This window comes from Micromonospora sp. CPCC 206061, assembly GCF_036906915.1.
Taxonomy (GTDB): Bacteria; Actinomycetota; Actinomycetes; order Mycobacteriales; family Micromonosporaceae; genus Phytohabitans.
The window spans coordinates 1-26,567 of sequence record NZ_JBAKHX010000028.1 but is presented as its reverse complement, the minus strand read 5'-3'; the positions used below and the strand labels follow the sequence as shown (position 1 = coordinate 26,567).

23 protein-coding genes and 2 pseudogenes are annotated in these 26,567 nt (G+C 72.3%); 10 read left to right on the top strand and 15 right to left on the bottom strand.

The window, feature by feature from the left end:
- Positions 1-47: 47 nt before the first annotated feature.
- The 3 genes from V6V89_RS19950 to V6V89_RS19940 form a co-directional block, all read right to left on the bottom strand.
- Positions 48-380, bottom strand: coding sequence for a hypothetical protein (locus V6V89_RS19950; protein ID WP_334620682.1), 333 nt, complete (start codon positions 378-380; stop codon positions 48-50).
- A gap of 56 nt (positions 381-436) precedes the next feature.
- Positions 437-1,201 (bottom strand): DinB family protein, encoded by a 765-nt coding sequence (locus V6V89_RS19945; RefSeq protein WP_334620681.1) that lies wholly within the window; start codon positions 1,199-1,201, stop codon positions 437-439.
- Between the two features lie 351 nt (positions 1,202-1,552).
- The gene (locus V6V89_RS19940; protein ID WP_334620680.1) at positions 1,553-2,059 is read right to left on the bottom strand and encodes an HNH endonuclease signature motif containing protein; all 507 of its coding nucleotides are present in this window, start codon (positions 2,057-2,059) and stop codon (positions 1,553-1,555) included.
- A gap of 19 nt (positions 2,060-2,078) precedes the next feature.
- Between V6V89_RS19940 and V6V89_RS19935 the strand changes: the two genes are divergently transcribed.
- Positions 2,079-2,786, top strand: a complete 708-nt coding sequence (locus tag V6V89_RS19935) for an HAD family hydrolase (RefSeq protein WP_334620679.1) — start codon at positions 2,079-2,081, stop codon at positions 2,784-2,786.
- A complete protein-coding gene (locus V6V89_RS19930) occupies positions 2,783-3,556 on the top strand; it encodes a TetR/AcrR family transcriptional regulator (RefSeq protein ID WP_334620678.1) in 774 nt (257 codons plus the stop codon). Before V6V89_RS19935 ends, V6V89_RS19930 begins: the two co-directional genes overlap by 4 nt.
- 54 nt (positions 3,557-3,610) lie before the next feature.
- Here V6V89_RS19930 and V6V89_RS19925 read toward each other — a convergent pair.
- The 3 genes and pseudogenes from V6V89_RS19925 to V6V89_RS19915 form a co-directional block, all read right to left on the bottom strand.
- Positions 3,611-3,742: pseudogene (locus V6V89_RS19925) on the bottom strand (dihydrofolate reductase family protein); the annotation flags it as partial.
- 10 nt (positions 3,743-3,752) lie between these two features.
- Positions 3,753-3,947 carry a hypothetical protein gene (locus V6V89_RS19920; protein ID WP_334620677.1) on the bottom strand — a complete coding sequence of 65 codons (195 nt, stop codon included), beginning with the start codon at positions 3,945-3,947 and terminating at the stop codon, positions 3,753-3,755.
- Between the two features lie 143 nt (positions 3,948-4,090).
- Positions 4,091-4,969, bottom strand: coding sequence for an NAD(P)-dependent oxidoreductase (locus tag V6V89_RS19915; RefSeq protein ID WP_334620676.1), 879 nt, complete (start codon positions 4,967-4,969; stop codon positions 4,091-4,093).
- Positions 4,970-5,070: 101 nt separating this feature from the next.
- On the opposite strand from V6V89_RS19915, the gene V6V89_RS19910 reads away from it, so the two are divergent.
- Positions 5,071-8,163, top strand: a complete 3,093-nt coding sequence (locus tag V6V89_RS19910; RefSeq protein ID WP_334620675.1) for a BTAD domain-containing putative transcriptional regulator — start codon at positions 5,071-5,073, stop codon at positions 8,161-8,163.
- Positions 8,164-8,453: 290 nt separating this feature from the next.
- Here the strand turns inward: V6V89_RS19910 and V6V89_RS19905 are convergent, their stop codons facing one another.
- Positions 8,454-9,290, bottom strand: coding sequence for a maleylpyruvate isomerase N-terminal domain-containing protein (locus tag V6V89_RS19905; protein WP_334620674.1), 837 nt, complete (start codon positions 9,288-9,290; stop codon positions 8,454-8,456).
- Positions 9,291-9,431: 141 nt separating this feature from the next.
- On the opposite strand from V6V89_RS19905, the gene V6V89_RS19900 reads away from it, so the two are divergent.
- Positions 9,432-10,076, top strand: coding sequence for a winged helix-turn-helix transcriptional regulator (locus V6V89_RS19900; protein ID WP_334620673.1), 645 nt, complete (start codon positions 9,432-9,434; stop codon positions 10,074-10,076).
- A gap of 326 nt (positions 10,077-10,402) precedes the next feature.
- On the opposite strand, the gene V6V89_RS19895 is transcribed toward V6V89_RS19900, so the two are convergent.
- Positions 10,403-10,594: a sigma factor gene (locus V6V89_RS19895; RefSeq protein ID WP_334620672.1), complete on the bottom strand. Its 192-nt coding sequence runs from the start codon at positions 10,592-10,594 to the stop codon at positions 10,403-10,405.
- 169 nt (positions 10,595-10,763) lie between these two features.
- Here V6V89_RS19895 and V6V89_RS41750 point away from each other — a divergent pair, with 169 nt between their 5' ends.
- Entirely contained in the window at positions 10,764-11,129 is a 366-nt protein-coding gene (locus V6V89_RS41750; protein WP_442935183.1) for a WapI family immunity protein, read from the top strand.
- Positions 11,130-11,174: 45 nt separating this feature from the next.
- Here the strand turns inward: V6V89_RS41750 and V6V89_RS19885 are convergent, their stop codons facing one another.
- Positions 11,175-12,572 (bottom strand): nitroreductase/quinone reductase family protein, encoded by a 1,398-nt coding sequence (locus tag V6V89_RS19885; RefSeq protein ID WP_334620670.1) that lies wholly within the window; start codon positions 12,570-12,572, stop codon positions 11,175-11,177.
- Positions 12,573-12,633: 61 nt separating this feature from the next.
- Between V6V89_RS19885 and V6V89_RS19880 the strand changes: the two genes are divergently transcribed.
- The 3 genes from V6V89_RS19880 (at position 12,634) to V6V89_RS19870 (ending at position 15,540) form a co-directional block, all read left to right on the top strand.
- The gene (locus V6V89_RS19880; RefSeq protein WP_334620669.1) at positions 12,634-12,999 is read left to right on the top strand and encodes a VOC family protein; all 366 of its coding nucleotides are present in this window, start codon (positions 12,634-12,636) and stop codon (positions 12,997-12,999) included.
- A 49-nt stretch (positions 13,000-13,048) separates the two neighbouring features.
- A complete protein-coding gene (locus V6V89_RS19875; RefSeq protein ID WP_442935182.1) occupies positions 13,049-14,044 on the top strand; it encodes a tyrosine-type recombinase/integrase in 996 nt (331 codons plus the stop codon).
- A gap of 65 nt (positions 14,045-14,109) precedes the next feature.
- The gene (locus tag V6V89_RS19870; protein WP_334620667.1) at positions 14,110-15,540 is read left to right on the top strand and encodes a serine hydrolase domain-containing protein; all 1,431 of its coding nucleotides are present in this window, start codon (positions 14,110-14,112) and stop codon (positions 15,538-15,540) included.
- On the opposite strand, the gene V6V89_RS19865 is transcribed toward V6V89_RS19870, so the two are convergent.
- Genes V6V89_RS19865 through V6V89_RS19855 form a run of 3 tightly spaced genes read right to left on the bottom strand, consistent with a single transcriptional unit; the run spans position 15,541 to position 19,349 of the window.
- A complete protein-coding gene (locus V6V89_RS19865; protein ID WP_334620666.1) occupies positions 15,541-17,196 on the bottom strand; it encodes an acyl-CoA dehydrogenase family protein in 1,656 nt (551 codons plus the stop codon).
- Between the two features lie 15 nt (positions 17,197-17,211).
- Positions 17,212-18,582, bottom strand: a complete 1,371-nt coding sequence (locus tag V6V89_RS19860; protein WP_334620665.1) for an MFS transporter — start codon at positions 18,580-18,582, stop codon at positions 17,212-17,214.
- Positions 18,579-19,349, bottom strand: coding sequence for a glycerophosphodiester phosphodiesterase (locus tag V6V89_RS19855; RefSeq protein WP_334620664.1), 771 nt, complete (start codon positions 19,347-19,349; stop codon positions 18,579-18,581). The genes V6V89_RS19860 and V6V89_RS19855 overlap by 4 nt, the downstream gene beginning before the upstream one ends.
- Before the next feature lie 182 nt (positions 19,350-19,531).
- Between V6V89_RS19855 and V6V89_RS19850 the strand changes: the two genes are divergently transcribed.
- A complete protein-coding gene (locus V6V89_RS19850; RefSeq protein WP_334620663.1) occupies positions 19,532-21,043 on the top strand; it encodes an Hsp70 family protein in 1,512 nt (503 codons plus the stop codon).
- Between the two features lie 147 nt (positions 21,044-21,190).
- Here V6V89_RS19850 and V6V89_RS19845 read toward each other — a convergent pair whose 3' ends face one another.
- Genes V6V89_RS19845 through V6V89_RS19835 form a run of 3 tightly spaced genes read right to left on the bottom strand, consistent with a single transcriptional unit; the run spans position 21,191 to position 25,119 of the window.
- On the bottom strand, positions 21,191-21,760 hold the full coding sequence (locus V6V89_RS19845; protein ID WP_334620662.1) for a hypothetical protein: 570 nt from the start codon (positions 21,758-21,760) through the stop codon (positions 21,191-21,193).
- A 3-nt stretch (positions 21,761-21,763) separates the two neighbouring features.
- A complete protein-coding gene (locus V6V89_RS19840; RefSeq protein WP_334620661.1) occupies positions 21,764-23,620 on the bottom strand; it encodes a dynamin family protein in 1,857 nt (618 codons plus the stop codon).
- Entirely contained in the window at positions 23,617-25,119 is a 1,503-nt protein-coding gene (locus tag V6V89_RS19835; protein WP_334620660.1) for a dynamin family protein, read from the bottom strand. Before V6V89_RS19835 ends, V6V89_RS19840 begins: the two co-directional genes overlap by 4 nt.
- 154 nt (positions 25,120-25,273) lie before the next feature.
- Between V6V89_RS19835 and V6V89_RS19830 the strand changes: the two are divergent.
- Positions 25,274-26,567, top strand: a pseudogene (locus V6V89_RS19830) (LuxR C-terminal-related transcriptional regulator); the annotation flags it as partial.

Genomic DNA, 26,567 nt, shown 5'->3' with positions numbered 1-26,567 from the left:
CCCCACGTTTCCGCTTATCCAGGTTCGGTGCTGAGAAACATTCGTATTCACGGTGGGATAGGTCGGGTTGCCGCACTGGCCAGAGATATTTCAGGAGACGATTCCGATGACGACATCACCCAGTGCCGCATGCTCCGGCCGTCTGGCCGGATGCGGGTGCAGTTCATTCCGGGCGTGATCGGCTTCACGAACTGGTAGATGGCTTCGCAGGTCCACCGCGGCGTGACATCGAGGAAGACCTCGCGTCGTTCGTTGGGGAAGCTGCCCGCATTGCTGGTCTTTCCGTAGCTGGTCTTTCCGTAGCTGGTCGTGACTACCTCGCCGGTCGGCACCGCGCCCTGGCTGGGCAGTGCGGGTGCGATGAGGGGCTCCGACAGCAAGATGGGCTGGTCCAGCGCAGGATCGCGAGATCGCCGTCCATTGCCGGGACGCGCCTTCACTCGGTTCGGGCACCGGCCTCGAGCACGGTGAGGTCGCGCACCGCGTACCGGTGATGCTCGGCCTCTTCCTTGCACACCACCGTGAGGCAGCGGCGCACAACGTACTCCCGGTCCGGATATGGGTCGGCCGGCTTGCGACCACATACCCGGTCGAGCTCGGCCTCGGTGAGCTCGACGACTACCCGGCGTATCGTGGCCATGCGGGCGAGCCGCGGCGCGAGTACCTCGTCGAGCGTCGGGGTGGCATCGAGGGTGAGCCCGAGCTTCGCCGATGCTTCGGCCGGCATCCCGCCGCCAGGAAGGCCCAACGGGTGGTACGGCGCGTCCTCCTCGAGCACGGCGTTGCCGATCCAGGCATCGCTGGCCATCAGCAGATGCCGCTGCGTCTCGACGAACGACCACTCGCCGTCGACCTGCTCGTGCAGCTTCGCCTCGGGTAGGCGCCTGGCGCGGTCGAGCGTCTCCTCCCATTGCTTCTCGATGGCATCCCAAGCGGCCCGGTATTCGGCGGCGGACGTGGCCTCACGGGCCAGCACCCGGTTGGGATGCAGCCGGTCGAGCTCGGCCTCGACGTAGGCGGTCACGTCGACGTCGTTGACAACGACACGCTCGAAGCCGCCACCGAGGGAGACGTTGCCCCCATAGCAGTCCACGATCTTCAGGCCGGTGACGTCGCAATCGCGAATCTCGAGGCCGGAGAGGTCGCACAGGTGGATGCGGGCACCACGGAACTGGTCACCTTGGGTGTACTCAGCGGGCATCGGGACAGTTTCCCGTATCCGTCCCGCCCGCGCCAGTGAATGGCGGCACCTGGCAGCAGCGCACCGAAGTACTCTGGTCCAACCGTCCACTCCGGGCCACCGTCGAGAACGACGCAACCGCTTCCCTTTCCAGCCGATGGCCGCCGCGAAACCCGACGGTCCTTCTTGAACCGGGCACTTCACCGGGCGGGGCTTGCGGCGCTCACCCGGGTTCGGAACCCAAGCACGCGGCCATCCGATGTTCTTGGCCGGATTATTGGATTGGCATTACCGGTAATCCGTTAATCCAAAAACGGACATTTGGGTAGAGTGAGCGCACGCACCATAATGACGACTATGAAGCGTAAGGATTTACGCTGGTGTCGCCCGGCTCTTCCAGCGGCTCTGTGCGGCCGCCATGCCCTCCGGCGTTTGCGACAGCCGCCGTTGCTCCGCCTGACGTTCCCGCCACCGGCGCTGCGCGTCGGCGTTGCATGCCCGGCACTGCCGCCGGTACCGCCCCGTCGCCGGATCCACCTCCCGTGGGTGCCCGCTGCGGCACGTGTCCGCCTGGGTGCGCGAGCGGCAATTCTCCGCGTGCGTGGTCAGGCGTAGGTGGGTCGGCTCGATGCAGTCCTTGACGCCGCAGGTGTGGTCGACCTCCAGCCCTGGCTCCAGCGGCCCGACGAAGACGGCGTAGGCCGCGATGTGTGCCCACGCCCGCCCGGCGAGCTTCTGGTACACGCCGCGCTGCGAGCCGTACCCGCGCACGATCAGGCAGCCGCCTGGCCCGGACTCGGCGCGGGAAAGCAGGTACGCGGCCAGGGTCTCGGGGGTGAAGTGCCGGGACAGCCCGGTCACGCCAGCAAGTACGCTCACGCCTGACATGATGCAAGCCGTGTCCGACACCCACCCCACTCATCTGCTGTTCGACTTCTTCGGCACGCTCGTGCACTACTCCGAGAGCCGCACCGAGCAGGGCTATCACGCCTCGCACGCTCTGCTGCGGCGGTTCGGCGCCGACCTGACGTACGCCGAATTCCTCACCGACTGGGCGGCGCTGTGCGCCGACTTCGACCGGCGCAGCGACGTCGACGACCACGAGTTCTCCATGGTGGACGTCGGCACCGAGTTCCTCGCCGCGGCGCTCGGCACCACTCCGGCACGCGCCGACGTCGAGGCGTTCGTCGAGGCGTACGTGCGGGAGTGGAACACCGGTGTGCGCTACCCGGAGGGCATCGCCGACCTGATCCGGGGCCTGGCCGCCCGCTACCGCCTCGCCGTCGTCACGAACACCCACCACCCGCCGCTGGTGCCCGGCCACCTGGCGGCCATGGGCATCCGAGACTGCTTCGAGGTGGTGATCACGTCGGTGGAGGTGGGGTGGCGCAAGCCGCACCCGACCATTTACGCCACCGCGCTGTCCGCGCTGGGCGTCACGGCTGCTGCCGCCGCCTTCGTCGGCGACACCTACGCCGCCGACTTCGAAGGCCCGCGGCGGGCGGGCATGACCGCGTTCCTCATCGACCCGCGCGGCATTCACCGGGTACCGGAGGAGCACCGGCTCGGTTCCGTCTTCGATCTGCCCATACGCTGTACGAAGTGACGACTCAATCCACCGACCAGGGCTGGCACAGCGGAACCGGTGACCCGGCCCGCACCGTCGAGCTGCTGTGGGGCCTGCGAGAGCCGAGCCGCCGCGGGCCGAAGCAGCGGCTGACAGTACCCCAAATCGCCGAGGCGGCGATCGCGCTCGCCGACGGCGAGGGACTGGCGGCGTTGTCCATGCGCCGGGTCGCGGAGCGGCTCGGGGTCACCGCGATGTCCCTCTACACCTACGTGCCGAGCAAGGCCGAGCTGGTCGACGTCATGCTCGACACGGTGCTCGGCGAGCTGCCGAGCACCGTGGTGCCGGGCGGCTGGCGTGCCCGCCTGGAGCGGGTGGCGCGCGACAAGTGGGACCTGTACCTGCGGCATCCGTGGCTGCTGCAGGTGGCGACGAGCCGGCCGCCGATGGGGCCCAACCTGATGGCCAGGTACGAGTACGAGCTGGGCGCGGTCGAGGGCACCGGCCTACCCGACGTGGCGATGGACCTGGTGGTGACCCTGGTCGGCGACTACGTGCACGGCGCGGCCCGGGCGGCGGTGGCGGCCGCCCAGATCCAGCAGCGCTCCGGTATGAGCGACGCCCAGTGGTGGGAGGGGTACGCGCCGCTGCTGGCCCAGGTGCTCGACGCGGACAAGTACCCGGTGGCGTCGCGGGTGGGCACCGCGGCCGGTGAGGCGTTCGACGCACCGAGCGACCCCGAGCGGGCGTTCGAGTTCGGCCTGGAACGGGTCCTGGACGGCGTCGAGGCGCTGATCACTGGCTCCTGACCAACCAGAGCTGTCGGGAGCAGCTGCCCGGAAGGGGGTAACGGTGTTCGGCGGGGTGTCGCTGAACAGCCGTTTGCCCGCGCTGAGCAGGACGGGGAAGACCAGCAGGTGGTAGCGGTCGATCAGGCGGGCATCGGCCAGGTTGCGGTTCAGGGTGGCACTGCCGTGGATGATGATCGGCCCGCCCTCGGCCGCGTCACTCGGCCGGTGGGAGCGGGATCGACGTCCAGGTGCGGCCGTCGTCGGTCAGGTACGCGCTCTGCGTCGCGTGGTCGATTGTCCAGAGCCGTCCGGACGCCGACCCGGCGGTGCCGTCGCCGGGCGCTGTCGTGTCGCGGGCGAAGTGCCGGCCGCCGTCGGAGCTGATCCACACCCCATCCGAGTCGCCCACGACGACCGTGCCGTCCGCGGCGACCGTCCGACCCGGGGGGTAGTGCGGCGACGATGTCGGCGAGGCGGGGCATCAGATGGCGCCACATGTTCGGCCTTCGGGGAATCGGCGCAGGAGCAGAGCGAGCAAAGAGGGTAGTGCGGTCAGTAGCGTTTGTTCAGGTACTGCAGGGTGAGGCGGGCGATGTTGTCGTCGCCGTGCCCCGCGTCGATGACGGCCTGGGCGAGGGGGCGGACGGCTCCGAGCGGCCCGGGGTCCATGCCGCGGCTCTGGGCGGCGTGGATGATGTGGTCCATCGTGGCCACATTCGAGACGATGCTGGAGCCGTCGGCGGGAAACTCGCCGCGGCTGAGCTTGCCCGCCATGTCGGTGACGGATTCGGGCACAAGGCCGATGATGCCCTGGGCGAACGGCGCGAAGTCCGCGGCGTCAATGTCCTCGGCCTTGGCCATGGCGAAGGCGTGGGCGAGACCTGACATCGAGGTCCAGAAGATGTTGAGCAGCGCCAGGTCGAAGCCCGCGGCACGGCCGGGGTCGGCGCCGAGGTGGGTGTGCGAGCCGCCGAGCGCGGCCAGTGTCTCGGCGTGAGCACGGTACGGCTCCTCGGGGCCGCTGTAGAGCACGACGGCCGAGGGGGTGCCGATGGTGAAGGTGGGCGACATGATCGCGCCGTCGACGTATTCGATGCCGTGCTCGGCCGCCCAGGCGGCGGCGGCGCGTGAGCGGGCGGGAGTGTCGGCTGTCAGGTTGATCAGCGTGCGGCCCTTCAACGCGTCCGCGATCGGCAGGAGGATCGCGTCCGAGGCGTCGTAGTCGAGCACGGCGACGATCACCAGTGGGCTGGCGGCGACCGCCTCAGCCGGGGAGGCGGCCAGGACGGCCCCCTTGGCGACGATCGCGTCTGCCTTGGCCGCGGTGCGGTTCCAGACCGTCGTGGGGTGGCCGGACGTCAGAAAGGCGGCTGCGAGCGCCTCCCCCATGGGGCCGAGGCCGATGACGGTGACGGGGGTCTTGTGCGTCATTTGATTCCTTTCGTCGTTCGATGGCTCCACGGTGCCCGGGAGCGCTGTCGGCCGGCCGTCGGTCGGCTGTCGCTCCGTTGTCGGCCCGTTAGGCTGCGCGTATGCGTTTTGGGGTGCTCGGGCCGCTTTCTGTGTGGACGGAGGACGACCAACCCGTCCGGGTCCCCGAGGCGAAGGTCCGGCTGCTCCTGGCGGATCTGCTCGTCAACCGCGGCCGTCCGGTCTCGGCCGACCGGCTCATCGAGGACCTGTGGGGCGAGCGGCTTCCTGCCGATCCCGCCGGAGCACTGCAGATGAAGGTGTCGCGCCTGCGGCGTGCTCTGGGCGACGCGGAGTCCGTCGCGTTCGGGCTTTCCGGGTATCTGCTGCGGGTCGGGACCGACGAGGTGGACGCGGACCGGTTCGAGGCGCGGGTGAGGCGCGCTTTCGGGCTGACCCGCGCCGAGGAGCGGGCGCGCGAGCTGAGCGATGCGCTGGGTCTGTGGCGGGGACCGGCGTTCGCCGGATTCGACGACGAGCGGTTCGCCCTCCCCGAGATCCGGCGGTTGGAGGAGCTGCGGCTGGTCGCGTTGGAGGAACTGGCCGAGGCACGGCTCGAGCTGGGCGAGCACGAGCTCGTGGCGGGTGAGCTGACCGGCCTGGTCGCGGAGCATCCGCTGCGGGAGCGGCTTCGCGCCGCGCACATCACCGCCCTGTACGGCTCCGGCCGGCAGGGCGAAGCCCTGGAGAGCTACGGCGACGTGCGCCTGCGGCTCAGCGACGAGCTGGGCATCGATCCCAGCCCGGAACTCCAGGCTGTGCACACGGCTGTCCTCCGGCAGGATCCCGCGTTGCGGGCGACGCGCAGCGCTCCCGCGATCCGCGGCAACCTCCCGGCCCGGCTCACGGGGTTGATCGGCCGGGAGGGCGCGGTCGCCCAGATCGGCGGGCTGCTGGGCACCGGACGGATGGTCACGCTCACCGGGCCTGGCGGGGTCGGCAAGACACGACTGGCGATCGAGGCGGCCGGATCCCGGGCGGAGCGGTTCCCGGACGGGGTGTGGCTGGTGGAGCTGGCCGGATTGCCGCCCGGCTGCGGGGCTGAGGACGTCGCCGACGCGGTGGCGGCGGCCGTGGGGGTGCGGCAGGACGGCGCGCGCCAGGGTTCGGCCGTACCCGAGTCCGGCGGGGGATGGCTGGCGGCCGCGCTGCGCGACAGGCGGCTGCTGCTCGTGTTGGACAACTGCGAGCACGTGGTTGAGGCCGCGGCTGAAGTGGCGGCGGGTCTCCTGCGGGCGGTGCCCGGTCTGCATGTGCTGGCGACCAGCCAGGACCGGCTGGCGATCGCCGGTGAGCTGCTGTGGACCGTTCCGCCACTCGACGAAAACGCGGCGTTGCGGTTGTTCGCCGAGCGAGCGGCGGCGGCGGAGCCGGGGTTCGCGGTGTCCGAGGAGAACCGGGCGTCGGTGGAGTCGATCTGCCGTCGGCTGGACGGGATTCCGCTCGCGCTGGAGCTGGCCGCCACGCGGGTCCGGTCGATGGACGTGGCCGAGCTCGCCGAGCGCTTGGACGACCGCTTCCGTCTGCTGTCCTCGGGCAGGCGGGACGCCCCGGCTCGGCAGCGGACGCTCCGCGCGATGATCGAGTGGAGCTGGGAGCCGCTGGCCGATGCCGAACGAGTAGTGTTGCGGCGGCTGGCGGTACACGCCGACGGCTGCACGCTTCACGCGGCCGAGGAGCTCTGCGCCGGCGACGGCGTGGACTCCGCCGACGTCCTGGACCTGCTGGGACGTCTGGTCGACCGGTCGCTGGTGGTGCACCAGACGGGGCGCTACCGGCTGCTGGAGTCGGTCGCGGCCTACTGCGCCGAGCAGATGAGCCGGGCCGGCGAGCTGGAGCGCATGCGTGACCGGCACCTCGCTTACCATCTCGGCCTCGCCGAGCGCGCCGACCTTCGAGGCCGTGACCAGCGGTCCTGGCTGGACAGGCTGGACGCCGAGTCGGGCAGCCTGCGCGCCGCGCTCCAGTACGCGGGCGGTTCGAGGAGCGGCCTGCGGCTGGCGAACGCCCTCGTCTGGTACTGGTTCCTGCGCGGGCGTCTCGGTGAGGCGCGGCGCTCGCTCGCCCTCGCGCTCTCCCGTGCGCACGACGACGATCCGGTCGCGATCGAGGCGACGGCATGGCAGGCCGGTTTCGGGATGCTGCTCGGCGAGGACGTCGATCCGGCGGGACGCTCCCGTGAGGTGCTGGCACGGTTCGACGCCCACGGAGTGCGTGCCGTGCGGGCGAAATGGTTCATGGCGTTCACGCAGTTCGGCCACGGGGACCAGGACGCCCTTGAGGAACGGCTGCTGGGCGTGCTGGCGGAGTCCCGTGCGGAGGACGACTCTTGGTGCGTGGCGGCGGCGCTGGTCACGCTGGCCACGCCCGCGCTGCTCCGCAGTGACATCGCGGCGGCCCGGCGGGCCGGGACGCAGAGTCTGGCGCTGTTCGAGGAGATCGGGGACCGCTGGGGCCAGTTGCGAAGCATCGACGTGCTGGGCGATCTGGCCGAGATCACCGGCGACTACGCGGAGTCCGCGCGGCTGCGGCGGGCCGGGCTGAGCGGCGCCGAAGAGCTCGGGCTCTGGCCGGAGGTCTCCTCCTGGCTGGCGACCCTGGGCCGCCTGGCACTGCTGGCCGGGGATCTCGACGAGGCCAACGAGCTGCACGAGCGGGCGCGGAAGATCGCGGCTGAGCGGTCCAGCAGGCAGGAGGAGCAGTTCGCCGAGATCGGCCTGGCCCTCGCGGCGCGGCGGCAGGGCCGGCTCGACGACGCCGAACGGCACCTGCGCCGTTGGTTGGAGTGGAACCGCAGCAGGGAGGGCGAGCCGGGCGTGGCGCTGATCCTCGCCGAGCTCGGCTTCGTAGCGGAGCTGCGCAGCGACGCCGAGGCCGCGCTCGCCCTGCACCTTGAAGGGGAGGCCTCCGCGCGGGCCATGGGCGATCCCCGGGCGATCGCGCTCGCCCTGGAGGGTCTGGCGGGTGCCCACGCCCTGGCCGGGCGGCACGAACAAGCCGCCGTCCTGTTGGGGACGGCGGCTTCGCTCCGCGAGTCGGTGGGTGCGCCACTGCCTTCGGGCGAACGGGGCGATGTCGACCGCATCGCTGCCACGGCCCGTTCGGCGCTAGGAGAGCGGAGGTTCGCAGTGGTTTTCGACACCGGCCGTAACTAGTAGGAGTGTCTGAGCACCGTCCACAACTCACGCCGGGCGCTGGGACGGCGCCAGGCCAAGACGCGGGAGGCGTCAGACCGTCGCCTGTTCCCGGGGTCCACTCCTGGTCGGCCCAGGCTGGGTCGAGGGGGGTGTGGGCGATGTGGTTGGTGTAGTTGGACAGGGTCTTCATGCCGACGCCGAGGACGATGTCCAGGACGTGGCGGCGAGTGCGGCCGGCGGCCAGGAATGCCTCGATCTCGGCCTTGGCCACGGCTCGGGACTCGGATCCGCGACCAGAACAAACGGCCCTATGGGGGGCTGATGACGGAGAGCATGCGGGCCAGCTTCCATGGCCGAGGTCCCCAAGCGGCGAGCTTTCCACCGAGAAGCGGTTTGGCTATGCCTCGCCGGCCGATGAACACCAGCATGAGAGCTGCGGGGTCGGCGGACAGGTGGGCGTCGACGTCGCGTGCGCTCCCCGAGTCGAGCGTCAGCGAACCGCGGTCGAAGACCATCAACGTGCGTCCGCCTCCACGCAGGCGCACATCGAAGCGAGCTCGAAAGGATCCGGCCTTGTCCTGGTTCACCAAGGCCGTGGGCGGCAGCGCCGCGATGAGCGGCAGCACGCCGCCCTCGACCGCGAGCAGAGCGTGGTGGCGCTGGATCGGCCACGAGCGCCCGGTGGCTGTGGCGATGTCATGGCCATGGATCAGGCATTCTTCGAGCAGGTGACACGCCACCGCCGACGGCGGCAGGCGGGCGCCTTGCAGCCAGGCGGCCGTGGCCGCTCGCGAACGCGAGGCGATGTCGTCGAACTCGCTGGCAAGCGCGGCGATACGATCCGCGAGCACCGAGGGGGCTCGTTCGCCGTCCTCAGCCAGCATCTTCGCGTTGACCTCGGCCATGCCGGCCGTCGTCACCGTGGCGTCCGGGACCGGTCGCGCGGCGACGGCGTCGGCGTCGAAGCGGAAGACATGAGCCAGGTGAGCGGCGACATCGCCCACCGTCCACGTACCGACCGATACGGCGTGCGGGTCGGGGACGCTCCGCACCAGTGCGACCAGGCGGGGAACAACCTCCCGCAATGCCACGCGAGCCCGCGCCATGGTGTCGGGTCCACCGCCATACGCCGCGGCCGGGGCCATGTCAGCACCTCCCTGGATTTCGGAGCCGGAGTCTCGCCTGAGTAGAGGTCCGTCATCGAGCCTCCTGCGTTAGCCATGACCACACTCACCGATGATGTGCTGGATATTGTCAGGCGCACTTGAGAATGTAAAGTGCTCTCCATGAGTCGGAGTTACGGCCAGTACTGCGGTCTCGCCCGGGCGCTCGATGTCGTGGGCGACCGGTGGAATCTGCTCATCGTCCGCCAGCTCCTCATCGCCCCCGCCCGCTACCGCGAGCTGCTCGACGGGCTGCCCGGCGTGGCCACCAATCTGCTCACCGACCGTCTGCGCGACCTTCAGGCCGCCGGCGTGGTCGATCGGCGGCTGGCCGAGGAGGCCGGCGCCATCGTGTACGCGCTCACCCCCTGGGGCGCCGAGCTGCGGGAGCCGATTGAGGGCCTTATCCGCTGGTCCACGCCGCTCATGGCGCGCGGGCCGGGCGGCGACCGCTTCCACGCCGACTGGCTCATCGTCGGCCTCCGCGCCTTGCTCACCGGCAGGGCGGCAGCACCCCAGGAGTCGAGGGTGGCAATCGCGGTCGACGGCCGGCTGCTCCAGGTGCGGGCGACGGGCTCGGGCATCGAGGTGACCCTGCACGATGGCGGCGATCTCGACGCCGTCGTGCGCGCTGACGCCTCGATCGTTCTCGGGCTGGCCGCGGGCGTGCTCACCCTTGACGATGCCCGTGGGCTCATCGACGTCGAAGGCGATGAAGCTGCCGTGCGAGTCCTTTTCAAGCAAGGCGGCCGGAATGCGGCGTTATAGCAGGTCAGGGTGGGGGCGTGTCATGGCCGCCCTCAGCATCACCGGTGCAGGTCACGAATGAAGATCACCACGGTTTGGGTCCCGGGACGATTCCTACGGTCACCTCTTCCCGGCCCTGCGCACCGTCTCGGGTATGTACGTGATAATGATCTATTATCACGTACATGAGCGATCATGGCGGCGCGGCGACCAGGACAACCCCTCGCCGGGACGGTGCGCGACTTCGGCACGTTATCCGGTACATCGTCCGGACGGGCGCGGCGACTGCCGCCCGGCGGCCGGCATGAGCGCCGCGCCGAAGATCACCGCCCTGCGCGGGCAAGGTGTCAGCCTCGCCGCAGCCAGGCCACGGGGTTGTCCAACTCGGCGAAGCGCTGCGGATCGGCCAGCGCCCGCACGAACGCTTCCTGAACCGCCTCCTGCGCCTCGTGCAGGTCGCCGGTCATGGCGTACAGCTGCACGACAAGGCCGTTGAAGCAGCCCGCGTACACCTCGCCGACGACGTCGTCATCCTCCACGGCTTTCCCCCTCTCACCCAACTCCACTACTGGGAGGCGGGAAAGGTTCCCTGCGCCACCCCGCGGGTCGGGTCGTGCGCCCGGTGCGCTGGCAGTTCCCGCCCGACGCCGGGGCCTGGGACGACCGGTGGCTGGTCATCGACGGCACCGTTAACCTCGTCGATAGAGCCTGGCGTTCACCGATCCCTGCCTGCTCATCGAAGAGGCCCGCGAGCTGGCAATCTGGCTGCGCAACGCTGCGCAGGACCGGATAGCGTCAGGCCGGACCGTGCCCGGCGAGCAGGTAGAACCGTCGCTCTCGTTCATGGAACCGGTACTCGGCTTCCCCGTCGCTGCGCACCGCGACGACGAACTCGTCCTCCACGTCGAGTTCACCGCCGAGGCCACGCCGCCCTGGTTGCGTGTCGAAAATCCGCATTCCGCGCAGTACACGGTTGAACTGCGCCTGCGATCCGACGAGCTGCTCGCTGCCGCGACAGCCTGGAGCCAAGAACTGGACGCCCTCCCCAGCCGGACGTTCGCGAGCACCGATTAACTCCCCGGCGCTACCGCGCCCAGTGATTAGGCGGTCTCACCAGACTCAAGCCCGGACCAGGACGACGACGGGGATGGTGCGGCCCGCCTTGGCCTGGTGGTCGCCGAAGAACGGGTACTTCTCGACCACCCCGGCGAAGAGTTCGTCGCGTTCGTCGCCGCGCGGCACCAGCGCCTTCGCCTGGTAGGTCTCGCCGTCGACCTCGACGGTCACGGCCGGGTCGGCGAGCAGGTTGTGGTACCAGTCGGGGTTCTTCGTCGCGCCGGCGTTGGAGGCGATCACCATCAGGCGGTCGCCGTCGGGGATGAACATCATCGGTGTGGTGCGGGCCTGGCCGGTGCGGGCGCCGGCCGTGGTCAGCAGCAGCATCGGCCCGCCCGTGGGCGACTTGCCGCCGTTGGCCCGGAACTGCTCGATCACCTGCGCGTTGTGTGCCCCCATGTCCTCGGGCAACGACATCGTCTCGTCCTCCTTCTCGTAGAGCATGGACAGCTCTTGCGCGGTGCGGGCGAACCGCGCCCGCAGCTCGGCCGGGGCCAGCACCTCGACGTCCTCGCCGAGCTTGAGCAGCTCGATGTGGCCGTGCCGGATCGACTCGATCGGCACGACGGTGCGCAGCCAGCCGGTCTGGTCGGGCTCGGTCGCGGCCGCGGCGGCTCCCCGCGACATCGCCGGCGGGAAGATGAACGGCATCCGCGCGAGCGCGTCCGGGGTCATCCGCACGACGGCCTCGTCCCGGTACACCTTCTCCTCGAACTGGGTGGTCCACTCCTGCCAGAAGGCGGCAAGGTCGAAGCCGGCCGGGCGCTCGAAACCCTCGTCGAGCACCTCGACGCCCAGGAAGTTTCCGACGCGGTACGTGAATGGCTCGTCGTCGCGGGCCGCCACCAGGTACCACCGGCCGGCCTTGAGCACGACGCCGAGCGGCGCCAGGGTGCGGGTGACCTCTCGCGGGATCTTCCACCGCCGGTACCGGGCCCGCACCAGGCGCCCGCCCCACACCGCGTCGGAGAGCGCGGCCAGGTGCGGCACCGGCTCGGCCAGCCGGAACCAGCCCGGCGCGTCCAGGTGGAACCGCTCGCGGATGCGCCCGGCCCGCTCGCCCAGCTCGGGCGGGAGCGCGGCGCGCAGCTTCAGCTCGGCCGCGGCCAGGGCGGCGCCGAGGCCCAGCTCGGCGGCCGGCCCGGGCACCCCGGCGAGAAACAGCGTCTCCGCCTCGTCGGTGGTCAGGCCGGTCAGCCGGGTCCGGTACCCGTCGAGCAGCTGGTAGCCGCCCGCTGGCCCGCGGTCGGCGTACACCGGCACCCCGGCGGCGCTGAGCGACTCGACGTCCCGGTAGATGGTGCGGACCGACACCTCCAGCTCGGCGGCGAGCTCGGTCGCGGTCATCCGGCCGCGGCTCTGCAGGAGCAGCAGCAGGGACAGCAGTCGACTCGCGCGCACACCCCGAAACTAGCCGGCGATCCTGACAGAAGGTGGCAGGTATCCCCGCCAGGATGGCCGCATGACAGCAATCGGCACCTACCTGGGCATCACCGTCGACTGCGCCGACCCGGCCGCACTCTCCGAGTTCTACCGCGCGGTGACCGGCTGGGACGCCAGCTACAGCAGCGACGAGTTCGTGTACCTGGCGCCCGCTTCCGGAGGGGCAGGCCTCGGCTTCCAAAAGATCGAAAACCACCCGCGACCGAGTTGGCCGGACGATGCCAAGCAGTTTCACCTGGAGTTCCAGGTCGCCGACATCGCCGAAGGGGAGAAGCGGCTGGTGGAGCTCGGTGCCGCCAAGCCCGAGTTCCAGCCCGGCGGCGACAAGTGGGTGGTGCTGACCGACCCGGCCGGCCACCCGTTCTGCATCAGCGTCGCCGCCTGACACACCCGGCGTACCGAGGTGCGCGGCGGGCGGTGACGACCGGATGACAATGGGCGTCATGCATCCGGCCGTCCCGCCTGCCGCTAGGTTGTCCCTCCCGAGCGGCGGCACCGACTTCACGGAGGCGTGGCTGCGTAACCGGCGGCTGTCCGAGCACACCCGGGCTGCGTACCGCCGCGACATCGCCTCCTGGCTCGCCTGGTGCGAGACGCGCGGGGCCGCGCCGCTGTCGGCGACGTTCCTGGACGTCAACGAGTACGCGCGGGCGCTGGAGTCCACCGTGGACCCGCGCAGCGGCCGCCCGCTCACCCCGGCCACCGTCGCGCGGAAACTGTCGGCGCTGTCGAGCTGGTACGAGTTCCTGGTCAAGCTGCGCGCCATCGACGGCAACCCGGTCTCCGGCGCCGACCGCCCCCAGGTCGCCCGCGACCACTCCGCCACGCTCGGCCTCACCCCGGACGAGGTCGACGCGCTGCTGACCGCCGCCGACACCGCGACCGGCCCGACCGCCGCCCGCAACCGTGCGGTGATCGCGCTGCTGGCCGACCTGGGCCTGCGGGTCGGCGAGGTGGTCTCGCTCAACCTCGACGACCTGGGCTACGAGCGGGGACACCGCAGCGTGCGGTTCGTCGGCAAGGGCGGCAAGCCGCGCCGCCGCGCCTTGACTCCCGGCACCGCGGCCGCCCTCGACGCATACCTTGCCGAACGCCCCGGCGGGCTGGTGCCGGCGCTCACCACGGCGGCCGCCGAGCCGATGTTCGTCACCGCCAGCGGGGGCCGGCTGGACCGGCACGCGGTGTTCCGCCTGGTGCGCCGCCTGGCCCGGGACGCCGGCATCCCGGCGTGGGCGCGGCTGTCGCCGCACTCGCTGCGGCACGCGTTCGCGACCACAGCCCGCGCCGAGGGCGTGCCCCTGGAAGACGTCCAGGACGCGATGGGCCACGCCGACCCGCGCACCACCCGCCGCTACGACCGCGACCGCCACAACCTCGACCGCGACCCCGCGTACGCGATCTGGGCCGCCCGCGCCCGCCGCCGCTCCTAGCTCCGCGCCGCGTTCACCGGCGAAACCTGTCGCGCGTTCGTGGACACAGCGATTAGGGTGCCCGGATGTCCTACCAGCCGGCCCTGCTGCCGCGCTCGACACCGGCGGCCGCGGGGGTCTCGTCCCGTTCGATCGCCGCGCTGCTGGACCGGCTCGAGGAACAATCCGTCGAGCTTCACTCAATCATGGTGGTGCGCCATGGTCACGTCGTCGCCGAGGGCTGGTGGGCACCATACTCGGCCGGACGCCCGCATCTGCTGTACTCGCTGACCAAGTCGTTCACCTCGGTCGCCGTGGGGCTGGCGATCGCCGACGGGCTGCTCTCGCTGGACGATCGGGTGGTGGACGTGCTGCCCGACCGCGTCCCGGCCGACGTCTCGGAGCAGGGGCGCCGCCTCACCGTTCACCACCTGCTGTCCATGACGGCGGGGCATCCCACGGACAGCCTCGCCGAGGCCTGGCAGCTCGAACCGGACGACCTGGTGAAGGGCTTCCTGCGCGTACCGTTCACCGAGGCCGAGGGAACACGGCACACCTACGACAATGCGACCACGTACGTCCTGGCCCGGATGGTGGAACGGGTCACGGGCCGCGACCTCCCGGGACTGCTCGACGACCGCCTCTTCAAGCCGTTGGGCGTCGAGCACGCCGAATGGGATCGGGTCGCCAGCGGTGCCGCCTTCGGATTCCACGGGCTGCACCTGACGACCGAGGCCGTCGCCGCCTTCGGCGAACTGCTGCTGCGCGGCGGCTTGTGGGGCGACCGGCAGCTCGTCCCGCGCGAATGGGTGCGGCTCGCGACCAGCCGGCACGTCCAGACCACGCAGGTCGAGGACTGGTCGCCGAACCCCGACGCCCTTTGCGGGTACGGGTACCAGTTCTGGATGTCGCGTCACGGTTACCGCGGTGCCGGCGCCTTCGGCCAGCAGTGCCTCGTCGTCCCGTCGCGCGATCTCGTGGTGGTCGTGACCGGCGCCGAATCGCCCGAAGTGGCGATGCCCGGCGCCCTGTGGGACTGCCTGCTGCCCGGCATGGACGATCCGGGAAGCAGCCGGGACGACGAGATCCTCGCCGAGCGGCTGCGGCGGCTGTCGCTCGCACCGGTGTCCGGGTCGGCCGATCCGTCCCGTTCCGCCGCGGCGAGGATCGATGCCTCCGCCGAGGAGTCGGCCCTGCCCGACGGAACCGCGATAGCCGTCGATCCGGCGGACGGCGGCTGGCGCCTGCGGCTCGGGGAATCCATCACCATCACGGCCGGACACGGCGAATGGCGGGAAAGCTCGCCGCTCGGGCGCCCGGTCGTCGCGGCCGGCGCCTGGCAAGGCGACACGTTCGTCGCCGATCTCTACGTCATCACCACTCCGCACCGGGTCCGCCTGGTGGTCGACGCCGGCGCCGGCACAGCGGCGGCGACGTGGGCCACCGTGCCCCTGACCGGCCCCGTCCTGGAGCGGCACCTACGGTCGCCGCTGATGACGCGGCCCGACGTCGCGTAGCTAGGCGAGGGAGTCCAGCTCGTGGTGGGCGTCGACCGCGATGTCGTCGCGGCGCAGCCAGCGTCTGGTCCATAGGCGGGCGGCCGCCTCGCCCTGTTCGTCGCCCCAGCCGGCGTGTTCGAACAGCAGCGCCGCCGCGAGCGCGTACGCCATCCGCAGCGCGAACCCGCGCGCCCCGGCCACCACACCCGCCGCGCCCGGGTCGGCGACGATCTCGGCGGCCTGTTCGCGCAGGGCGGCCGTGGTGACCGCGAGGGCGTCCGCGAGGGACGGGGAGAAGCCGCGGGCCACGTCGACAGCCGCGTCGAGGCGGGACAGCAGCGGCTTGGCGGCGTCTTCGCGGGCGGTGGCGCGCAGCACGTCCAACGACAGCACGTTGGTCGTGCCCTCCCAGATCGGCAGGACCTGGGCGTCGCGCAGCAGCCGGGGCACGCCGGTGTCTTCGACGTAGCCGGCGCCGCCAAAGGCCTCCACGTACTCGCTGGCGCTGGACACCGCGAGCCGCCCCGTCGCCAGCTTCGCCAGGGGCGCGACGATGCGCAGTTCTGCGGCCGCGTCCGGGTCGGCGCCGACCTCGACCCGGCCCAGCAGCGCGAACGCGTGCGCCGCCAGCGCGAACGCGCCCGCCGCGTCGACGGCGAGGGTGCCGAGGGTGGCGCGGTGCAGCGGCGAGTCGGCCAGTACGCCGCCGGCGACCCGCCGCGCGGAGGCGAAGGCCCGCGCGTACGCCAGGCCGCGCCGCATGCCGCCGGCTGCGGCCGCGGCGTTGTGCACGCGGGTGACGACGACCAGGGTCATCGCGCGCACCAGGCCGGGCTCGTGGGGGTCGCCCAACGGGATCGCGTACGCGTCGCGCAGCCCCACCTCGGCGGTGGGCAGCGCCCGGGTGCCGAGCTTGTCCTTGAGGCGGTGCACCCGCACACCCTCCTGATAGCGGGGCACCAGGAACGGGGCGAGCACCCGGCTGCCGGGGCCGGCGTCCGCGGGCCGGGCGAGGGCCACCGCGATCGCCGAGTCGACCGCCGAGCAGAACCACTTCTCGCCGCTGAGCCGCCACTCACCGTCCCGCTCAGTAGCCACTGTGGACGAACGGGACAGGTCGGAGCCGCCCGCCGACTCGGTCATCCACTGTCCACTGGTGACGGCCACGTCCGGGTCGGTGCTGATCAGCCGGGGCAGCCACTCGTCGCGCGCCGGCCGGTCGACGTCGGGGTGGCTGAGCAGCGCGGCGGCGCCGTCGGCCATCGCCACCGGGCAGGAGAACGTCGCCGACTCCGGCCCGTACATGTGCAGCAGCGCGTGCTGGACCGTGCGCGCCGCGGCACCCCACGCGCCGCGCGCCTCCGGCAGGTACGGCAAGGCCACCACGGCGTGCCGGGCGGCGGCCGCGCGCTGCGCCTGCCATCCGGCGGACGTGTCGACCCGGTCGACGCGGGCGCCCCACGGGTCGAACTGGACCAGGGTGGGCGGGTGCGCCTCGGCGTCGGCGTGCGCGGCCCGCAACGGCCCGGACACGTCGGCGGCGAGGGCGGTCAGCCGGCTCTTGGCGGCGGCGTGCCCGGTGGCGCCGAGGGTGCGTTCCAGCCAGGAGCGCAGCAGCGGGTCGCCGGTGTAGGGGTCGTCGGGGGGTGGGACGGGCTGCACGAAGCGGTCCATGACCGACCCTACCGCTTACAGCAGGCGCGGCGGCGTGTTGCCGACCGCCACGATCGCCCGCCGGATCGGCACCAGCATGAGCAGCACGAAGCCGACCACGAAGAACGCGACCAGCGCGACGATGCCGACCCGGTAGCTGTTGGTCAGCTGGAACACCAGACCGAAGGCGAGCGGCCCGAGCCAGCTGGTGCCCTTGTCGCTGATCTCGTAGAACCCGTAGTACTCGCCTTCCTTGCCTTTCGGGATGAGCTGGCTGAACAGCGACCGGCTCAGCGCCTGGCTGCCGCCCAGCACGATGCCGATGGCGGCGCCGAGAGCGATGAACGGCAGCGGCGCCTCGGAGGGCAGCCAGTACGCGGCGAGCACCACGGCGGTCCACAGCACGAGGCTGAGCAGCACCGTCTTGCGGGCGCCGATCCTGCCGGCGAGCCGGCCCAGCCCGAGCGCGCCGAAGAACGCGGTCAGCTGCACGACGAGGATGGTGATGATGAGGGTGTTGGTTTCCAGGCCGAGCTCCTCGCTGCCGAACTGGCTCGCGAGGGCGATCACGGTCTGGATGCCGTCGTTGTAGACCAGGAACGCGAGCAGGAAGAACAGCGTCAGCGGGTACGCGCGTATGCCGCGCACCGTGCGGGCGAGCTGCCGGAAGCCGTCGGTGACCACGTTGGCGCCGGTGCTGGCGTGCACGGCCGGGTGTTCGCGCATCCACCGCAGCGGCACCAGGGTGAACAGGCCCCACCAGACGCCGGCGGACACGATCGACCACCGGGCGATGTCGAGGGTGCGCTGGTCGTCGCCGTCGACGCTGAACAGCGTGACGGCGACCAGGTTCAGCGCCAGCAGCAGGAACCCGCCCAGGTAGCCCAGGGCCCAGCCGCGGCTGGAGATCTTGTCGCGGTCGTCGGGCCCGCTCAGCTGCGGCAGGTACGAGTGGTAGACGACGATGCTGGCCCCGAACGAGATGTTCGCGATGAGGAACAGCGCGCCGCCGAGCAGGTACCGCTCGCCGGTGACGAACGCGAACCCGCAGGTGGCGGCGGCGCCCATGAACGCGGCGCCGGCCAGCAGCCGCTTCTTGTGCGCCGACCGGTCGGCGACGGCGCCCATGACGGGCAGCACGAACACGGTCAGCAGCACCGACAGCGACACCAGGTACGGGTAGTAGGAGCCGGCCGCCACGGTGATGCCCAGGGGGTGCACTGTGCCGTCGCACTCGTCGGCGCCCAGCGGGCAGCCGGCCGCCTGCTCGGTGACCGCGGTGAGAAACGGCCCGAGGAACACCGCGATGACGGTGGTCTGGAAGGCGGAGTTGGCCCAGTCGTAGAAGTACCAGCCGGTGCGTTCGGAGCGGGTGCTGGAGGCAACGGGCTCGGCGGTGGTGGTCACGGGTTCCCTTCGGTGGGCCAGACGCCCCGACTGATGTAGACGTCGCGCAACACGTCGACGCGATCGGTCATGATGCCATCCACACCAAGATCAAGTAACTCGTGCATTTCGGCGGGATCGTCGATCGTCCACACGTGCACCTGAAGGCCAAGGCGATGGGCGTACCCGATGAACCGGCGGTCGACGAGCCGCATCCGGCCGTAGCGGACCGGGACCTGCGCGGCGACCGCCGACGGTGGCAGCGCCAGCCGCCACCCGGCCAGCGACGCGGTCTTCAGCCGCGCCACGGCCCGCATGCCCAGGGACGTCGCGACCTTCGGCCCGGCCAGCAGCCGCAGCCGGGCCAGGCGGGCGTCGCTGAACGAGGCCAGCAGCACCCGGTCGCCGGCACCGGTGCCGGTCAGCGTGTCGACGGTGGGCTCGATGGCGCTGGCCGCCTTCACGTCGATGTTGAACCGGATGTCGGGCCACGCGGCGAGCACGTCGTCGAGGCGCGGCACGGCGGCCGCCCCGCCCACCCGCACCGTCGACAGGTCGGCCCAGCGCAGCGCCTCCACCCGCTCCGGCCGACCCGCCACCCGAGCGAGTGTCGCGTCGTGGAACACCACCGCCACGCCGTCGGCGGTGGCGTGCACGTCCGTCTCGACGTACCGGTAGCCGAGCGCGACCGCCCGCGCGAACGCCTCGGCGGTGTTCTCGTCGCCTTCGGCCGCGCCACCGCGGTGCGCGAACGCCAGCGGCAGCGGCGCGTCCAGGTACCTCGTCACTGGGCTTGCCTTTCGTTCGCGACTGCGGGGCTCGCGTGCGGGCCGCCGTCGTGGCCTGCGGGCCGTCGAAGCTCACAGCTCGCATTCCGGCTCCGCGGTGCTGCGCCGGGCGGACCCGGAACGCTCGTCCTCGCGCTCACGCGCGCAGTATGCATTGTCGGTGCGACGGTAGGGTGGCGGCCATGCGGGTGCTCGGCATCGACTTCGGCACGTCGAACACGGTGGCGATGGTGCGGGGGCCGGACGGCCGGGCCCGGCCGCTGCTGTTCGACGGTTCGCCGCTGCTGCCGTCCGCCGTCTACCTCAACCCGGCCGGCCGGCTGCTGGTCGGCCGCGACGCCGAACGCTCCGCCCGCCTCGACCCGGCCCGCTTCGAACCCAACCCCAAGCGCCGCGTCGACGACGGCGTCGTGCTGCTCGGCGAGCAGGAGCAGGCGGTGCCGCAGGTGATCGGCGCCGTGCTGCGCCGCATCGCCGTCGAGGCTCAGCGCCACTTCGGCGCCGCCGCCGACGAGCTGCGCATGACCCACCCGGCGCGGTGGGGGGAGCGGCGCCGCGCGGTACTGCTGGAGTCCGCGCGGGTGGCTGGCCTGCCCGCGCCGCGCCTGGTCGCGGAGCCGGTCGCGGCCGCGTCCTATTACACCGCTGTACTGGGCAGCGCCGTGCCGGTCGGCCGAGCCTTGGCGATCTACGACCTGGGTGGCGGCACGTTCGACGCGACCGTGGTGCGGCGCTCGGCCACCGGGTTCGACGTGCTGGCCGAGCACGGGCTGTCCGACCTGGGCGGCCTCGACTTCGACCAGGCGCTCGTCGAGCACCTCGGCCGCGGGTACTCCGACACCCGCACCACCCTGTGGAACAGCCTGGTCAGTCCCGCCGACGCCGGCCAGCGCCGCCAGCGCGCCCTGCTGTACGACGACGTGCGCGGCGCCAAGGAGATGCTGTCCCGCACGACCACCGCCGACGTGCACCTGCCGGCCCTGGACATCTCCGCGCACATCACGCGCGACGAGTTCGAGGGGCTGATCCGGCAGTACGTGATACAGACCGTGCACTGCCTCGCGCAGACCATCACCGCCGCCCGGATGGCCCCGCCCGACCTGGTTGGGATCTTCCTGGTCGGCGGCTCCAGCCGCATCCCTCTCGCGGCGCACCTGATCCACACCGAGCTGGGCGTGGCCCCGACGACCCTCGAACAGCCCGAGACCGTGGTGGCCGAGGGCGCCCTGTTCTTCGGAGCGGCGGCCGCCGAGCCGACCGGTCCCGTCCACTCGGGTGTGCCACGCGTCGCCCCACCGCCCGCCCGTCCGGTCGCGCCGCCCCGCCCACCCACGATCAGCCGCCCCCAGGCCCAGCGCCCGCCGGTGGCGGCCCCGCCGGGAGCGCGCCCAATGGCCCCGGCCCAGCAGCACCAGGCCGCGCCCCGCGCCGGCGGCTACACCGTCCCGGGCGTGAGCGGCCGCGCGCCGTACGGTGCCACGGTGGGCAGGCCGCCACCGGTCAGTTCGGTGCCGGTATCGCCGCCGCGGGCACCGACGCCCGCGCCCCGGCCGGTGCCGGTCATGCCGCCGCAGTCGCCGGCCGTGGCCCCGCGCCGCGCCTGGTACGAGGAGGCCACTCTGGTGTGGACGCTCGCCCTCGGCGTGATGGTGGTGATCGCCCTCGTCGTCCTCGTTGTCCTGGCGAACAGCTAGTGGTCCTGTCGCGCCGGCGCGAGGTTGCTCGCCGATCAAGGAGGTCTGCGTCGGTCATGGGCGAACGCACGCGGAAAAGAGATCGAACCACGCGCGTTCGCCCATGATCGACGGAACGGGGCGCGGGCGACGCGGGCGAGGGCGGGGCTACGGGGTCTGGGACCACCAGCGGGCTAGCGAGCTGGTGGCTGGGTCTTCGGATGCGGTCAGCGCCGTCCAGGGGTCGGCGCCTGCTGGGATGTCCTCGGCCGCGTACGACGCCAGGTCGTTCGGGTCGGGGGCGGCGTTGTTGGCGGCGACCGGGTCGGCGAGGGGGGCTTCGCCGAGGGTGGTCGGGTCGGCCCAGGGGTAGCCGTCGACGGGCTCGGGTGGCGGGTCGAGGTCGAGGGCGGGCGGGAAGACCGGCTGGCTGTCGTGGTCGGCGGCCGGGTCCAGGTCGGGGTCGGCCCCAACGGGCGGGTCGCCACCGCCGTCGCCTGGAGCGCCGGTGTCGTCGTCGAAGTCGTCCTCGAAGGAGTCGTCCGCGTCGTACGCGGCCTCATCGAGGGAGTAGGCGGCGGCGTCGGGCACGTCCGGCTCCGCCACGTCCGGCGGGTCATCCGGCGTGTCGTCGGGTAGGTCCAGGCCGTCGAAGGGCTGGCTCAGGTCTGCCGTGTCGGCGCCGCCGTCGGGGTACTCCGGTTCGAAGTCCGGATCCGGCCACTCGTGATCGGTCATGTCTCACTCCTCTGTGGCGGGTGCCGGTAGCAGGGACCGGGCGCGGGCCAGGACCTCGTCGAGCTGCCTGAGGCGGGCGCGCAGGCCTTCGCGTTCGGCCTGGAGGGCGGCTTTGCGGCGGCCTCGTTCGGCTTTGTCTTCGGCCATCGCCTTGTCGATCTCGGCGATGTGCGCGTCGAGCTGTTGCAGTCGCCGCTCGATAGCGTCGTCGAGGGCGAGCGTGAGCCCGTACTGCAGATCGGTGAACCGGTGCATGATCTCGTCGGAGAGGGCGGCACGGGCCTCGCCGAGCACCTCGCGCAGCCACACCCGGGCCTGCTGGCGGTCGTTCTGCACGCGCCGGCGGTACAGGATGAAGGCACCGGCGGCGAGCCCCAGGCCGAGCCCGGCGACGGGGATCAGCAGGCCGCCGCCGACGAGGGCGCCGGCCCCGAGCGCCGACGCGCCGGCCATGGCGCCGCGCCCGGCCATGAACGCCATACCGCCCGCGGACATCGCGATCATGACGTTGTCGGCGCCGGCGGCGCCCTCGCGGCGTGGTTTGGTGGCGAGGGCGTGGCGGAGGGTGGCGTTGAGCCGGCGCAGCACGAACTGCAGCTCGTGCGGCCCGAACACCTGCGCGAGGGTGCGTTCGGCGACCTTGCGGAACCGGAACTCCAGGTCGTTCGACAGGCGCACCGACAGGGCGTGCAGGGCCCGGTCGACCTCCTGCGGCAGGCCCTTGATCTCGTCGCCCTTGCCCTTGTCGATCCTGTTGAGGAACTCCTCCTGCAGGGAGGTGATGTAGTTGCGCAGCCGGCCGGTGGCCTCGACGCGGGCGCGCTGGGTCTCGGTGTTGAGCGCCAGGGACCACTGCCGGGACTCGGTGCGCTTGCGGGCGGCGAGGGCGGCGCGGTCCTCTTTGGCCTTGGCCATGTCGGCCGGGTCGGGGTCGGTGGCCTTGATGCGTTCGCCGACCCGCAGGTCGAGCCGGATGATCTCGCTGCGCACCGCGCGGAGCACATTGGACTGCTGCAGCAGGTGACCCTTGCCGGCCAGGTCGATGAGGGCGTGCTGGAGCTCGGCGATCCGGGACTCGCGGACCAGTTCCTGCGCCGCTTCGCGCGGCATCGTCATCGCCAGTTCGGCCAGCCGCGCCGACACCGGGTACCAGGGGGCGGGCCCGAACCGGGGGGCGTGCGCCTGGAGCTGGGCACGGTCGTCTTCGGCGATGGTGCGCCAGCCGGGGTACGCGTCGGTCTTGGTCAGCGCGAACACGACGAAGTTGACCCGCTTGCTGGCCTCGATGAGGAAGTCGAGCTCGGGTTTGGCGAACGGCGCGGACGCGTCGACGACGAACAGCAGCGCGGTGGCCCGATCGACCGCGTCGAGGGCGATCTCGGCGTGCAGCGGGTCGAGGCCGCCGGTGCCGGGGGTGTCGACGAGCGTCAGGTACTGCAGCAGCGGCGCCGGGTGGGTGACCTCGACCCGCCGGGGTGGCCGCATGCCCTCGGGCAGCCGCCCGAACGGGGTCGCCCAGTCTCGCAGGGCGTCGAGGCCGAACGGCACCGGGTCTTCCCGGCCGGGCAGCCAGGCCTTCGCGCCGGGTTGCGGCCCGTGGGCGAACTCCAGGTAGGTGGCGGTGGCCACCGCGGCGTCCACCGGCGACAGTGCCGGCACGCCGATGAGGGCGTTGACCAGGGAACTCTTGCCGCGCTTGGTTTCGCCGACGACCACGATGGAGGGCCGGCCCAGCTCGCGGCGGCGCAGCGCGTCGACGTCGCTGGCCGCGTCCGGGTCGGTCTTGCGCAGGTATGCCATGGAGGCGTCGACGGCACCACCAAGCAACTTCGCCAGCGAAGCCGGGGACGGCTGGCTCATCCCGTGCCTCGCACGCGCTGGGAGAGCAGGTAGAAGCCGCGGTGGGCGACCAGCGCGACCCGGGACTGGGCGGGGCTGGCGCCGGCGACCGCGTACACCCGCCACCGGGTGGCCGCGTCGAGGGCGGCCTTGACCAGCTGCTCGGTGCCGGCCGTCGGCAGCCCGAGGATCCACTGCGGATCACTGGACAGCGCCAGCCGGGTCAGTTCCTGCTCCATCGGCTCGGGCAGTTCCACGGAACCGGTGCTGACCAGCTGCGCCACCTCCATCAGCCGCAGCCGGTGGTAGTCGGGCTGCTGCAGGACCCGTTCGATGGCGTCGCGCAGCAGTTCACGGTCGCCCAGACGGGCGGTGTGGCTGGCGACCTTCTCCAGGCTGGACAGTGCCCAGCCGGCCTTGATCGCGTCGGTGCGCCACCGGAACGCCTGGTCGAGGGTGTGCCGCAGGCGCGGGAACCCGGACGCCTGGTACAGCATGCGGACCAGGTCGCCGCTGGCCAGCTGCGGGCGGGCGGCGAGCTGCGCGATGGCGAAGCTGATCCCGTACAGGTCGAGCAGGCGCAGCAGCCGTTCGCGCTGCTCGCGGGGGACCGCGCACTCGCGTGAGGTGAACAGGTCGACGGAGGCGAGCAGCACGAGCCGTTCGGTGTGCGGCAGCTGGGCCAGGGAGCGCAGGGCCTCACAGTCGGAGGCGGTGAGCCGGCCGGCTTCGGTGGTCTCGGCGAGCAGCCCGACCACGGGTACGACGTCGGAGACGACGCGGCGCAGCACCTTGGTCTGGTCGCTGGCCAGGGGCCCGGCGACCGGCCACGGGTCGGCGACCCCGGCGACCAGCTTGTCGACCTTGTTGAACAGGCCGACGGAGTTGATCGGGTTGCTGGCCAGCCGCGCCGAGATGGACCGGAACGCCTCCAAAGCCTGCAGGTCGTCGTCGCGGACCGACTGGGTGAACACGTAGACGATCGCCTCGGCGCCGGAGATTGCCCCGACCGAGTCGTCGTCGATGTCCTCGTCGATCGGGGCCTCGTTGAACAGGAACCGGCGGGCCCCGGCGCTGACCGACGTGTTGGTCGACGACAGGCCGGGCGTGTCGACCACGGTCAGGTCACGCAGGTGGTCGCTGGTGAGGGTGACGTCGACGAACGCGATCTCGTGCCGGGCCACGCCGAGGCGCTGCGGGATCATGCCGGCCTCGTCGAGCGGCAGGCTGGCCCGGGAGCCGTCCTTGCGCACCACGTCGACCCGATCGGCGGTGCCGTACCGGAACTGGGTGACGATCCGGGTGCATTCGCCGACCTCGGTGGGGGCGACCCGGCGGCCGATGAGCGCGTTCACAAGTGTCGACTTTCCGGCTTTTAGACGACCGGCGATGGCGACCCGCAGGGGCTCGTCGAGCCGCCGCCGGACGCCCAGCACCTGCGTCTGGGCGGCGGGGCCGACACGAGGGCCGACCTCGTCACACAGGGCGGCGACGCGGGCGGAGAGTGGACCTGGTCCCATGACTCGTCAGCCGACCATGCGGTCGGCGACAATGACGAGGTACCCGCGGTCGTGCTCACTCATGGTGTTGGTCGTCCCTCCTACGGTCCACATTACGAATATCCTGCCGACGCAGAATCCCATGTTCGTGCCACCCCCATGCCGGAGGCCCAACGTGCGTCACGCGACCGCAGCGGTGCGGCCCGGTTCCCTCGTCGCGGAGGCTACCGGTCTGCTGGCCGCGCCGGCCCTGGTCGTCGTCGCCGGCGGGCCTGGTGCCGGCCGCAGCACCGTACTGCGGCAGCTGGGCGAGGCGTTCCGCGGGCCGGTGTTCGCCGGCGGCGGCCTGGCCATGCTGTCGGCGGTGCCGGCGTTCGCCCTGTCCAGGGCGGTGCGGGTGCGGCTGCCGGCCGCTGACCCGGCGCTCTTGGCCGAGGCGGTGCGGTCCCGGGTGCGCGGCGGGCTGCTGCTCCTGGACGACGTGCAGTGGGCCGACCCGGCCACGCTCGGTGCGCTGCCGGCGATCGCCGCGCACTGCCGGGTGGTGGTGGCGCTGCGCACCCCGCACCGGCTGCCGCCGGACGTGGTGGCCCGGCTGCGTGACGCCGCCACCGGCTGGCTGGCCGTGCCGCCGCTGGACTCCGATACCGCCGCCGCGCTGGCCGCGCGGGTCGCGCCCGGCCTGGACGCGGCCGCGGTCGCGTCGGTGGTCGCCCGCGCCGGCGGCGCGCCGCTGGCTGTCGAGGCCCTGGCCAGGCACGCGGCCGCGCGCGGCGCCACCGACCTGGCCGCCGAGGTGGGGCAGATCGAGTACGCCGTGGCGGCGGCCCTGGCCGACCTGACCCGACCGGCACGCACCGCGATGGCCGCCCTGGGGCTGCTGGGGCGCCCGGCCACGGCGGCGGTGCTGGGCACCGGTGTCGACGAGCTCGCCGAGGCGGGACTGATCGTGGCCGTGGACGGGAATCTGGCGCCGGTGTCGCCGTACGTCGCCGAGGTTGCCGCCGGGCTGCTCGACCCGCCGGGGCGGGAGGCGCTGCACCGCCGCCTGGCGGGACTCGTGCCGCCGCGGGAGGCCGCGCGTCATCTGGCCGCCGCGGGTGACGGTGTGTCCGCGTACCGGATGGCCGTGACGGCGGCCGACCACAGCGCGACGGCGGGCGAACGCGCGGAGCTGTTGCTGCTGGCCTGCGACCTGCCGGGCGTCGACGCGGAGCCCGCGGTGCGGCTGGCCGCGGCCGCCGCGGCCCTCGCCGCCGGGCGACCCCGCGCCGCCGTGCGCGCCCTGACCACCGAGGCACCGTTGGGCGTCGACGCGGCTGTGCTGCGCGGCGAGGCGTTGCTTCAGGTGGGCGACGTCGCGGCGGCCCGGGCGGCCGCCGCGCCGGTGCCCGACTCCGCCGGCCCGGCGCTGGTGGCCGCCCGCGACCGGGTGCTGCTGCTGGCGCAGCTGGCCGCCTCGCCGCGGG